Here is a 12,502-nt window from a genome sequence, read left to right as displayed (position 1 = left end):
TTTTTGAATTAATGGGAGTTGAGGAAGCCCATCATCCGGGTTCAAACCGGTAAAGCAGCAAGGCAAGCAACCGACCGCGCAATCCGGTTCGGCAATTGCGGAGGCTGGAACAAACAGCGGCTTTTGACCAAACTCAGACAGAACTGCTGCCCCAAAGTGTGTCTGCGGAGGTTAGGCTAGTGAAGAGAGGAAAAGAATAGTTACGATCGAGACTTGATTAGTCTACCTTGTAATTTATTGCTCAGTTGTCAAGCCCAACAGTTTTGCATTCTCGCGATGAGCGAGACTCTTGGCACTTCCAACAAGTGGGGAACTCGACCGTCAAAGAACTTGGGTTTGATGGTAAAGCCCTTAGTAATATGTAAACACCTTACCGATAACTCGCCGGAACAATCTTGCAAGAAAACCCATGTCTAGTATGCAAAGCCAATTCACGGTTCACTTCTGGGGCGTTAGAGGTAGCATAGCGTCTCCCGGGGCAGAAACAGTACGTTACGGGGGCAACACGCCCTGTGTAGAAATGCGAGTGGGTGACAGTCGCCTAATTTTCGATGGCGGTACTGGATTGCGGGTTTTGGGACAAACTCTCCTGTCCCAGATGCCCGTAAAAGCTCATATGTTTTTTACTCACTCTCACTGGGATCACATTCAAGGATTCCCATTTTTTGTCCCAGCTTTTATTCCTGGGAACTGCTTTCACATCTATGGGGCTATTGCTCCTAATAAGGCTACTATCCAGCAGCGCCTCCACGACCAGATGCTGCACCCCAATTTTCCGGTACCCCTGCAAATTATGGGGGCAGACCTGAAATTTAACGATATAGAAGTGGGCAAACCGCTGGAACTCGGAGAGATTAAGGTGGAAACTGCTTTGCTGAACCATCCGGGCGAAGCTATAGGCTACCGCGTAAACTGGCGGGGGTATTCGGCTGCTTACGTGACTGATACCGAACATTTTCCCGATCGTTTAGACGAAAATGTGCTGTATTTAGCTCAAAATGCTGATGTGCTGATTTACGACGCTACTTATACCGATGAGGAGTATTATGCGGAGAAAAGCAGCAAGGTCGGCTGGGGACATTCGACTTGGCAGGAAGCGGTGAAGGTGGCAAAGGCTGCTAATGTCAAAAAGTTGGTGATTTTTCACCACGACCCGCTGCACAATGACGAGTTTTTAGACAGGGTGGGAGAAGAAGTGGCTCAAAGGTTCCCGAATAGTTTGATGGCGCGGGAAGGTTTGTCGTTACAATTGCTGCCTCCTGATAACGATTTGTCTGAAGCGTCGGTGCAAGCGCCTCAAGTGCCTGTCTGAGGGATGTGACATTGCCAGATGGTTCTGAAATCTTGAGGTCGGAAATCTCAAATTTAAGTTAGGGCTGACCTCAAAGACGGATACAAGCCCCCGGCTTAAGTCGTGGAAAACCAAAAAGTTTAGACCAAAGTTCAACCTTCCAGATTTATCTGTGGAGTCAAATCTAAAATCTAAAATCTAAAATCTAAAATCTAACATCGACTGGCGATCGCAATCTGGCTAAGTATGTCAAAATTTTAAGCGTGTGGGTAACTTCTTCTTGTACCGCTGCTCTGACTCCAACTTCTGTTGCCTTGGGAAACTTTGATGGTTTGCACCTAGGGCATCGACAAGTCGTGCAGCCAATTTTACATCGATCGCCTGGGCAAAATTCTGCGACGGTGATTGCGTCGGGGCAAAACTTGCTCTCCAACGCTGGCAAGGATCAAAATTTGGAAACAGAACATCCGGCGACCTGCGAAAATGACTCAGCAGCACCGCCCGATCGAGCCGACAGCAGCCAGAATTTCGATGGTTTGATAGGCCCTAGGGCAGAGGGCAACAGCCTCTCTGGGATAGATTCTGATGGGGTCGATCGGCTTTATAGCACTGTGGTGACATTCGATCCGCACCCGCAAGAATTTTTTACGGGTCAACCGAAAAAACTGCTGACGCCTCTGGCAGAAAAGGTAGAATTGCTCGCAGCCATGGGCGTCGAGCAACTTGTGCTGCTGCCGTTCGATCGAGAATTGGCCGCTTTGACTGCTTGTGAGTTTGTCGAGGAAATTTTGGTGCGACAACTAAAAGCGAGTCGAATTAGTGTGGGGGTTGATTTTCGGTTTGGACGGGGACGCGCAGGGACGGCTGTGGATTTGCAGTCGATCGCCTCTGGTTACGGTATTGATGTTGCTCTTGTACCGCTGCATAATTGCGGTGAGGGCGATCGGATCAGCAGTTCTGCAATCCGCGAAGGTCTGGCATCCGGCGACCTCACAAGAGCGAATCAGTTGCTGGGGCGACCTTACAGTTTAGTCGGGACTGTGGTTGGGGGACAGCGGCTGGGTAGGACGATCGGATTTCCTACTGCTAATATCGAACTGCCGCCGGAAAAATTTTTGCCACGTTTTGGCGTGTACGCGGTGCGAGTCTCGGTGAAGCATGGAGGGGAAAAGATGAAAGAGGAAAGTTCTTCCTATCAGCGGGAAAACCCCAAATCTGTAATCCCCGGCATAGCATCAAATTTATCTTTTGTCAATGGGGTGATGAATGTTGGCTGCCGCCCGACGGTAGACGGTCTGCAACCCACTGTGGAAGTTCACCTGTTAGATTGGTCTGGGGATTTGTATGGTCAAACCTTGAGTGCGAGTTTGGTAGAGTTTTTGCGACCAGAACAAAAATTCGCTTCTCTGGATGCTCTCAAAACTCAAATTCAGGCAGATTGTGATATTGCTAGAAGCCTCTTAACTGCTAAAGTCTAATAATTATGTGATCTAGAACAGGCGATCGCTTTTAAAAATGGTGCAAGATGAGTCAAACTAAATTCTAGTTGTACAAATACGAAGTCCGCAAGGCAAAGAGTCAAGAATTTGGCAATCTTGATATCTTTTCAACAATTAGCAATTAGCAATTCGCAATTAACAATTAGAAATCAGGGATATGAGACAACATATTGAGCGACTGAAACAAAATCTAGGCAAAACTATTGTTGGCAAAGGCGATGCTATTCGCTTGGTGCTGGTAGCCGTGCTTTCGGGCGGTCACGCGCTGCTGGAAGACGTGCCGGGTGTGGGAAAAACGCTGCTGGCGAAGTCTTTGGCGCGATCTATTGATGGCAAGTTTCAGCGGATTCAGTGCACTCCCGATTTGTTACCGACGGATATCACCGGTACTAATATTTGGAATCCGCGCAGCGGAGAGTTTGAGTTTTTGCCGGGACCAGTTTTTGCTAATGTTTTGCTTGCCGATGAAATCAATCGGGCGACGCCACGAACTCAGTCAGCTTTGCTGGAAGTGATGGAAGAAAAGCAGGTGACAGTAGATGGAGTTTCTCGAAATGTTCCGACGCCGTTTTTTGTGATTGCGACTCAGAACCCGATCGAATATCAAGGCACTTTTCCGCTACCGGAAGCCCAGATGGATCGGTTTACTTTGTCTTTGACTTTGGGCTATCCCGCTGCGTTGGAAGAGTTGCAAATGTTGGAACGGCTTTCTGATAGTTTTGCTGTTGAAGATTTGCAGCCTTGTATTTCTTTGGAAGAGGTGCAGGAATTGCGCCGTTTGTGCGCTGGTGTGAAGGTGGAAGGCTCTTTGAAACAGTATATTGTAGATTTGGTGCGATCGACGCGGGAAGATGAGGAGATTACTCTGGGGGTGAGTCCCCGGGGTGCGGTGGCTTTGCACCGGGCGTTGCAGGCTTTGGCGTTTATGGAGGGCCGGGATTATGGGACTCCTGATGATGTGAAATATTTGGCACCGCACGTACTTTCTCACAGGTTGATTCCGGCGGGCGGAAGGAGGGCTAAGACGATTGTTGACAAGTTGTTGCGATCAGTTCCTATTCCTTAAAAAGTTTGTAAGTAGGTTGCTTTAATTAAAGGAACAGGCAAGATGTCTGTTCCACAAACAATTACAGCTTAATTAAAGGAACAGGCTTTCCGGCCTGTTCCACAAACAATTACAGCTTAATTAAAGGAACAGGCTTTCCGGCCTGTTCCACAAACAATAAAGAATTACAGCTTAATTCAAGAAACAGGCTTTCCGGCCTGTTCCACAAACAATTACAGCTTAATTCAAGGAACAGGCTTTCCGGCCTGTTCCACAAACAATTAATTTTCCTGTGGGGAGTAGGGGTTGGGCATCCTGCCCACCCTTGAAAGACTTATTAATAATGGTGCAAAATGTCAGTTAATCCATAGGTTTTGCACCATTCTCAAGCACTCTCAAACAGCGCCACTAATTTCTTTGCCTCTAAATCGACATTGTGTTGTTGAGCAACTCTCTCTGCTCCTGTTTTTCCCATTTGTTCTAGCTTTTCTAGAGGTGCTTCCAATACCGCGCGCATCGCTACGGCTAATGCTTCGGCGGAACCGGGAGGAACTAACCAACCGCAAACACCGGGTTCTACGAGTTCCGGGATGCCAGCAACATAGGTGCTAATTACGGGCCGATTGAGAGCGAGGGCTTCCATAATTACGACGGGCAAACCTTCAGCAAAACTAGGCAATACCATTGCCCGTGAAGCTAAAATCTCTTGCTGAACTCGATCGCCACTGGCCCAACCGGTAATTTCTATATGGTTTTGCAAACCAAGTTGCTGAATCTGCTGTTCAATATCCGATCGCAGCGGCCCGTCTCCTACGAGTACCAACTTAAACTCTAAGCCTTGAACTGCTAACTTGCTAGCAGCTTCTAGCAATAATAAATGACCTTTTTGTTCGCTGAGCCGGCCAATGCAAGCTAAGCGGGGTGCTGCGGGTATGGGGACGTAGGGTGCAGTTAAAAATGCAGCATCTACGCCGCAGTGTATGACGTGAATTTTTGACCAAAAAGTGCGATCGCACCACCGAAAAAGCTGACTTTTACCGAAGGAACTAACTGCTGCTACAAAGGTCGATCGTTTAATTTTTTCGTCTAAGGAAAGAAGTGTGGCTTTATCAAATTCTTCAGGGCCGTGAACAGTGAAACTGTAAGTCGGGCCGCCAAGCACGTGGCACAGCATAGCGACTGTTGTGGAATTTGTCCCGAAGTGAGCGTGAACGTGTGCTGTACCCGATTCTGCAAACCAATTTAAAAGAATGCAAGCTTCTGCTAAATAAGCTAGATGCAGCAAAATCCCCCGTTCCGAGTGCCAGCCAACTTTGAACATTAACCGCACAGCTTCGATGAATCGAATGGGCCTAGTTGTGGCAACGCGGAGCAAACCCCACGCTAACCCCTGTACACCAACTCCTAAGATTACTTTAGTCAATTCTTGCTCTAGTTTGTCGGCTTCATCAACGAGTTCTGACTCGCAGGATCGGATCGAAAAGCGTGCGACTTTCAGGCCGCAATTTTCAACGGCTATAACTTCTCTGCGGACAAAGCTGTGGCTGACTTTGGGATAGAGGTTAACTAAATAAGCGATGTTCATGAACAGGCTGGAAAGGCTTTGCAATTTATTGAGTTTATTTTAGCATGGGGATATGGCGATCTCACAGTACCGTAGGTTGACACTATCGCAATTGATGGGATGGGGATTGGGAAAGGGCGATCGTATTCTCAAATTTACCATCAATACGAGAAGGAAAGCTATTCCGATTTGTTATGCATGAATAGGCGAAGGAATTATTTACAGCCCACATTGTTTAAGTCGCCCCATAAAACCCGACCAGTCAGCACCAGAACCTGATAATGCTGGATCTGAGGCAGGAAGGTGTCCTTTTGGAGCATTAAGATTGAAAGTGTATTCAGAGTAAGGAATCCGTCGTCCTTCTGTAAATGTTTCTTGCTCCCTGAACCATCCTATACTGACTTTTAGCTTATCAAAGTCTTGACCAACTTTTTCATAAGTTTGTTTCTGAATACTAAAACCAAAGTGTCCGTTACTCTCTTTCAGCCAAAGTTTATTAATTGTTTGAAGCTCAGTGCAAGGAAATTCCTTAATAGATTTTTCATTTATTCCTCCCTGTATTTCGTAACGTTTTTCCCATGTCAAGCCATTTTGGTTGCGATAAGCAATCCATCTCATGATATTAAGTGTTTCTTGATCTGCTGCTTTCAACTCCCTTTTTGCAAGTAAATCTCTCAACAGACTGTAGTTTGCTCCAACTTGTGATGGTAGTTCTATTTGTGCCAATGGACTGCCAGTTACTTTATTTTGTGTTGAGGATTTTTTTTCGGAGCTTATTTTATCAGTTTTTGATTTAGGATCGGGGACGCCATCACATAAATGTCTGTCTTCATTCGATACTTTCTGATTATTCTCTAAATAGCCACGAACCCATGCACACCCTCTTTTTTGTAAGTCTTCTATATCCAAATTCCATAAAATAACCGTTCCATCACTTACTGCGGTTGCCAATTCCTTTCCATCAGGACTAAAACTTAGGCTATTAATAGCTTCTGTCAAATTAAGTGTTTCAACCAAAGTACCATTGTGACTCCAAAGTTTGACTGTCCCATCTTCACTGGCTGAAGCAATCATCTGACCATCTGGACTAAAGCTGAGATCAGTAACTTTTTTACTGTGTCCACCAGTTAAGTTAGCAATTAAACTGCCATTATTTTTATAAATTCTCAAAATTCCATCTTCACCAGAGGTGACAATTTCTTTGCCGTCAGGTCTAAAACTGGCTTTATTTCCAAGAAGTTTAGTCAACAATTTACCATTGATTTCCCAGAGCTTTAAAGAAGGGCCTTCGTTATACATTCGAGACCTAGGTGTTACATATGAAGCAATTACTTGACCATCAGGGCTAAAACTTACACTATGAAAAGCACCATCAACATCTTGAATAGTACGTATAAGCTTTCCTTGATAGTCCCAAAGTTCCATACCAAACCAACCAGTCGAAGCTATTATTTGACCTTTAGGGCTAAATTTTATTGTATTATAAGAACTTGTAGAATCTTCAGCATAGGAATTGATTGGCGTACCATTTCGCTTCCAAAGCCTGAAAAATTTACCAAAATTGTCAACAGAAGCAATTATTTGATTGTCAGGACTAAAACTGACACTGTTGACTTTATCACTATGACCAATCAGAGTCTTGAACATTCTACCGTCTCGACTCCAGAGTTTAACGGTTCTGTCTTCACTAGCTGTAGCAATCATTTGTCCATCAGGGCTAAATTCTACGTCTGTCACTGAACTACTATGCCCCTTTAAGCGGGAAATATCAATAGGAGATATCTGCCATACTCTGACAGTACCATCGTCACTGGCAGTAACAAGTTTTTGCCCATCTGGAGTAAAATTTACTTTATTTATTGCACCGCTATGTCCCGTAATTGTAGTTAATAATTTGCCACTTATTTTCCAGATTTTAATAGTATTATCTTTGCTTGCCGTAGCAATTAATTTACCATTTGCACTAAAAGCAACACTTGTTACACCGTCTTTATGTCCTGAAAAATTAGTCACTAATGTACCATTCTTTTTCCATAATCTTACTATACCGTCGTCACCAGCAGAGACAAATGTTTGACTATCTGGGCTAAAAGCTACGCTAAAAACTGTTTTTCTATCGACTGGTGGTTTATTACTATGATTAATTTTTTTAAACAATTTACCATCACGGCTCCAAAGCCTAATTTCACCATCCATATCGGCTGAAGCAATCATCTGATTGTCTGAGCTAAAACTTATATTCATAATATTAGGGTCGCCAGAATCATTGGTATGTTTAAGAACAGCAATTAGTTTACCTTCTAGTGTTTGAAGTCTAATTTCGTCATCGCCACCTCCAGAAGCAATCATCTGACCATCAGGACTAAAGCTGACAGAACCGATCCCGAACTCTGCTAGCGATAGCGGCATCTCATCTTCTTGATATTTAAGAGTTCTCACGATTTTGCCACTACGATCCATCAGTAGAATATTTTGGTGATCGGCAAAAGCAATTAATTGACTATCAGGACTAAAATTAATACTAGAAATTTGACTCCAAATGCTTTTAGTTTCATTCTCAGCAAGATTTCTTGACCATGTACTTATTAATTTCCCATTTTTGTCCCAAATTTTCACAGTACCACCTTTACTAGCCGAAGCAATTAATTGACCATCCGGACTAATGCTTACGTCTTTAACCTCACCAGTATCACTTTCAAAGCGGTTTAGTTCTGCAATTCCATAAACTGACTTTTGTAAGGCTGTTATGGCTTCAATTCTAGTATCAGTTTTTGCACCTATACCTCCAAATGGTTCTTTAAGGCGTTTAGCTGCTCTCAAGCTTGCGACCAAACCTTCCAATTTTCTGTCAGCATCAATAAGAGATTTTGAAGATGCACTATCTGCTCTTATCTGAGCATCTGCATTTTCAATCAAAGCCCAGCCAGCTAATCCGGCCAGTCCCACAACTACCGCAGAAACTGCAAGAGCTAAATTACGACGGTTCTTTTTTCTATTTTTAATACTTTTCTGAACAAATTCCTGAGTAGATCCAGACAGTGGCACTAGATCAGAATAACGCTTAATATATTCCTCTGCCACTGCCAATTTTGTGCCTTGCAGCAGATAAGCTGATTCTCGCTGCTTACCTTTATCTCGCCATTCCTTAGCTGCATCTTCAATTGGCTGTTTAATTATCAACGCTTCTCCGTATTCCTTCAGCCAACCATCTAACAACCCCCAATTGCGAATCAGCGTTTCATGGACGATATTCACTACCGCTACACGCTGTGCCTCTAACTCTTGCTCACTGGTGACAACTAATTTCGCATCAGCCAAATACTGCACTACCTTATTTATCAATTCTTCAGACTGCTGAGAATTAACTAAATCTTTTAGCCAAACTTGCTGACGAGTATTCGGAGTATTTTTATCTTCACTCAACCGAGTTAATTCTTGAAAAATCCGCCTAGCCGCTTTCTGTTCCTCTGGCAAAAGGGAACTATAAACTGTATCAGCATGGTTTCCCAGTGCCTTTTGCACTCCACCCAAACGGCTATAATCGGAAATTGTCAAAAGATTAAAACTACTGTTTTCCCACAATTGATTCAGTGTGTACTGCAACAAAGCTAAATCGCCTGGGGAATCTGTTACATCAGCAATCATCCGCTGGACTAAATTTCCATCAATTTCTAACTCCACTAACTCAGCAGGTTTGAGGATAACTTCTTGCAACTCTGGGCGGTTCATCCGTTGAACTCTCACCAAATTATTGTCAATTTTGTTAGCTAATCCAGCATACTCCTGTTCGGCACACTTGTGTTGAAAATCATCCCGCATTACCAACACCAAGCAGAGTTTATTTCCTAAATGTTCTACTGCACCCATTAAGTATTCAAAAAATTTTTGTCTTTTTTCTTGATTCGGAGGAGCAAACACTTCTTCAAATTGGTCTACTACTAGCACCACTCGCTCACTAGGAATACGCTTGATAAAAAGCACTAAATCATCGGTTGTTTTAACGCTTATACCCAGCACTTCCTGTAGATTTCCGAGCGGATCAGTACCAGGCGTAAATGGCGGATAAAATGTCCATCCGTCGCTACCTGGTATCTTATTTTTTAGGGGTGATTGATTACCTAGATATAGCTGATACAGTAACCCAGCCCTAACAACCGAAGATTTACCACTCCCAGATGCACCCAGTACCGCGATAAAATTACTAGAGCCTACCTTCTCCAAAAGCTGATTTGTTAGTTGTGTGCGTCCGTAGAAATATCTGTGATCGTTAGCTTTTTGAGGATTGGTGGGATTGAAATCAAAATATTCTAGTCCTTTGTAGGGACAAATATTACCTCGAACTCCTCCTTTATATGTAAGGATTATTTGACTACCTATATTCCTGACAACTGAGTGCTGGGGTGCATTTTGCAGTGCTGCTTCCAATAATGGCTTTAATGATAGATTAGTGACCGTGCTCTCTTCTTTGTTAGTCGGATCAAGTGCTTTTAACAAAGCAGGAGTCAGCACTCCTCCGTAAGCTACCTGAAATTCGCGACAAGCAGCAATAAAACAACGATCGAAATCTCGCTGTTGCTCAAATTCTGCTAAATTCTGCTCTATAAAATTGAATAACTCTCCGCTATGACAGCAATCCAACCACACAATCTGCTGCCGCACCAGACTATCTTTTAATATTTGATGTAAGCGTTTCAGTGAAAACAGGCCATCTTCGCTGTCATGTTCAAAAAGAGCATCACTGGTCATTAAAAAGCCTTCAGGTTGTCCATCTTTCTCGCTTCGCCAACCATGACCTGCAAAAAACAACAGCGCCGTTTCTGGAATTATACCGCTTTTAGGTTGAAAAAGCTGGGTAATTGCATCCTCCAATTCTTTTAAATCCAAGTTTTTCTCTGAATCTACTTCCCGGACATCTTCCTTACTGGGAAGCCTATGCACCTCAAAGCTACCGTATTTCTCTAAAAGTTGGGCAATCTTCTCGGCATCCTGTGCTGCTGTAGGGAGATTGCCTCCAAATGGATATTCATTGATGCCAATTACCAAGGCTTGTCGCTTCGTCATGTTCACCCACTCATGCAGTAGTGTCTTTTCTGACTATACACAAGCAAATTAGTTTCTTCCGGATTTAATGTTTTTCTTTGTGTAGACTACATTACAGCGATTTTGACTTGCTGTATATACTGGTAATATCCACAAAATATTTTTATGACTGCATCCATTGACACCACTTTACTAGCGTTGTTGATAGCTCTGAGCAACTTAGATGAACCCCTGAGTCCGACTGAACAAGCGGCCCTAAATAAGGTAGGTAAACAGTTAGATGCTAATCCTAAAGCTTGGGATACCATCGAAAAAGGATTGAGGAAGGTGGTTGAGGCGAATGATTCTTTAAATCAGCAATATCAAGTGGCAATAGCTTTAGTAGAAGCCGTAGATGGTAAAATACCCTCTGGACTACTACCCACTGAAGCTGAACTAGAACAGATATTAACAGTTGGGAATAAACTGGAAAAACGTGCTGGTAAACCCAAGCCAGTTCAAGACTCTCAAAGTAACGAAATTCTCAACATGAGTACCGAAGTTCTGAAAACTTTGAACCCAGTAGAAGCCAGCAAAAAATTGCCTTTGGAAAAACTCAAAGATTTCGTTAAAACAACTTTCAATAAATGATAAACCTCGTCTACCCTAACTTATTTATGTTTCTTTATGACCTGCGGGAAGGATTGGGTGAAGATGCCCAATCCTTAACAGCAAATCAGAAAAGTTTTGCGGCTAAACTACCGACAAATATTCGCTCGTCCCTATTTGGCAACGATTCTGTTTTTGAATCCGAATACCTGGAACTGCTGACAAATAGGTTTGAGGGTTTTACTGACGGCGACAAACCATTTGAAGGCTATTATTTACCCGTCCGCTTGAACGATACCTATGGATTACTTTTGGGTTGTTCTTTTAAGGAAGATAGGACTCCTCACCCAGTCAGTTGTCTTGCCCAATTTCAAGCTAAAATCAAGGAAAAGCTAAATAATCAGGACCCAAATATCGGGCAAACCTGGCTGATTGTAACTGAGATGGACAACCAAAACATTAGTCCAGAAGAAGTTGCTAAAAAATGCTGTGAATCCTTAAATATCGGCTTGCAATGGGAACGAGATTTCCCAGGTAAAGGGTCTTTTCTGGGAGGGAGTATATTTGAGCTTTCACGGTACCAACTGCTGATGCAGGAGTCAACACAGGATTCTACACCACGCACTATTCAACAACTACAAGAGAATATCCATCTCATCATTGCCGTAATGCCGAGCAGTGATGCTGCCAAAACAGTTTGGGAAGATTTTAACACTAAACTGCTGCCCTTATTTTGCTATCGCCATAAAGTTTTCTGGGCTTATGCTCAAAGTCGCTATCTGAAACAACAACTAAAAAAAGATTTCAGAGATATTAACCAACTCGTAGGAAACATCTACAGTCAAAATCTCAAAAAACTCCGCAAAACCGTTGTTGATGCCCAAAATCTATTACCTAAGTATACCACAAAATTACATTATCTAGATGCTCAAATTCGCACTATTGAAATTAACGCCATCAACTATAGTAGACGGATCGGTACTATTGGCGATCGCCTAAATCAAATCCCAACCCCAAACTTACAAAACACGATCGCTCAAATCCTCCCCTGCGATCTAAAATTCCTGGAAAAATTCAGCGAAGATGTAGAGAAAAAATACCAGTTACAAGTGCAAAAAGACTATGCTTCTTTCAGTCTAGGCTCACAATTACTGCAAGACTTAATCAACTCAAGTCGGGCAATTACAGAGATAGAACAAGCTGAGCGCGATCGCACTTTCCAAAACACTGTTGGGATTATTGGTGCTGGACTAGCAGTGGGCTCCATCGTCGCCTCAATCGAAATACCGACTGAGCCAAATGACAACTTCTTAAATCCCCCGCTCGATTTGGCGCTTTCTACTCTACATATTCCATGCGCTTGGTTGCCTTTTGCCATTAAGATTACCTTTAGCTTGAGTGCCGCACTCGCCGCTGGGTTATTTACTGCTATACTAATTTGGTTAGGACAGCTTTGGCGGAAAAAGTAACAACAA

7 protein-coding genes are annotated in these 12,502 nt (G+C 43.3%); 5 read left to right on the top strand and 2 right to left on the bottom strand.

The window, feature by feature from the left end; genetic code table 11:
* Positions 1-409: 409 nt before the first annotated feature.
* The 3 genes from QUB11_RS01130 (at position 410) to QUB11_RS01120 (ending at position 3,856) form a co-directional block, all read left to right on the top strand.
* A complete protein-coding gene (locus QUB11_RS01130; protein WP_333154648.1) occupies positions 410-1,312 on the top strand; it encodes an MBL fold metallo-hydrolase in 903 nt (300 codons plus the stop codon).
* A 242-nt stretch (positions 1,313-1,554) separates the two neighbouring features.
* A complete protein-coding gene (locus QUB11_RS01125; protein ID WP_333154647.1) occupies positions 1,555-2,769 on the top strand; it encodes a bifunctional riboflavin kinase/FAD synthetase in 1,215 nt (404 codons plus the stop codon).
* Positions 2,770-2,947: 178 nt separating this feature from the next.
* Positions 2,948-3,856: a MoxR family ATPase gene (locus QUB11_RS01120; RefSeq protein WP_333154646.1), complete on the top strand. Its 909-nt coding sequence runs from the start codon at positions 2,948-2,950 to the stop codon at positions 3,854-3,856.
* Between the two features lie 364 nt (positions 3,857-4,220).
* Here the strand turns inward: QUB11_RS01120 and QUB11_RS01115 are convergent, their stop codons facing one another.
* Both QUB11_RS01115 and QUB11_RS01110 read right to left on the bottom strand, forming a co-directional pair.
* A complete protein-coding gene (locus tag QUB11_RS01115; RefSeq protein WP_333199202.1) occupies positions 4,221-5,420 on the bottom strand; it encodes a glycosyltransferase in 1,200 nt (399 codons plus the stop codon).
* A gap of 198 nt (positions 5,421-5,618) precedes the next feature.
* A complete protein-coding gene (locus QUB11_RS01110; RefSeq protein ID WP_333199199.1) occupies positions 5,619-10,460 on the bottom strand; it encodes an nSTAND1 domain-containing NTPase in 4,842 nt (1,613 codons plus the stop codon).
* A gap of 144 nt (positions 10,461-10,604) precedes the next feature.
* Between QUB11_RS01110 and QUB11_RS01105 the strand changes: the two genes are divergently transcribed.
* Together QUB11_RS01105 and QUB11_RS01100 are read left to right on the top strand one after the other, a co-directional pair.
* A complete protein-coding gene (locus QUB11_RS01105) occupies positions 10,605-11,069 on the top strand; it encodes a hypothetical protein (protein WP_333199197.1) in 465 nt (154 codons plus the stop codon).
* 26 nt (positions 11,070-11,095) lie between these two features.
* On the top strand, positions 11,096-12,496 hold the full coding sequence (locus tag QUB11_RS01100; protein ID WP_333256230.1) for a hypothetical protein: 1,401 nt from the start codon (positions 11,096-11,098) through the stop codon (positions 12,494-12,496).
* The last annotated feature ends 6 nt before the right edge of the window (positions 12,497-12,502 follow it).

It is taken from the genome of Microcoleus sp. B6-A1, from assembly GCF_036705085.1.
Classification (GTDB): Bacteria; Cyanobacteriota; Cyanobacteriia; order Cyanobacteriales; family Microcoleaceae; genus Microcoleus.
The sequence above is the reverse complement of the archived record's forward strand: the minus strand, read 5'-3'. Positions and strand labels throughout refer to the sequence as shown.

What these genes read in the sequence shown, in the direction of transcription:
- QUB11_RS01130 (WP_333154648.1), top strand. Translation starts at nt 410, where the DNA reads ATGTCTAGTATGCAAAGCCAATTCACGGTTCACTTCTGGGGCGTTAGA.
- QUB11_RS01120 (WP_333154646.1), top strand. Translation starts at nt 2,948, where the DNA reads ATGAGACAACATATTGAGCGACTGAAACAAAATCTAGGCAAAACTATT.
- QUB11_RS01115 (WP_333199202.1), bottom strand. Translation starts at nt 5,420, where the DNA reads ATGAACATCGCTTATTTAGTTAACCTCTATCCCAAAGTCAGCCACAGC.
- QUB11_RS01110 (WP_333199199.1), bottom strand. Translation starts at nt 10,460, where the DNA reads ATGACGAAGCGACAAGCCTTGGTAATTGGCATCAATGAATATCCATTT.
- QUB11_RS01105 (WP_333199197.1), top strand. Translation starts at nt 10,605, where the DNA reads ATGACTGCATCCATTGACACCACTTTACTAGCGTTGTTGATAGCTCTG.
- QUB11_RS01100 (WP_333256230.1), top strand. Translation starts at nt 11,096, where the DNA reads ATGTTTCTTTATGACCTGCGGGAAGGATTGGGTGAAGATGCCCAATCC.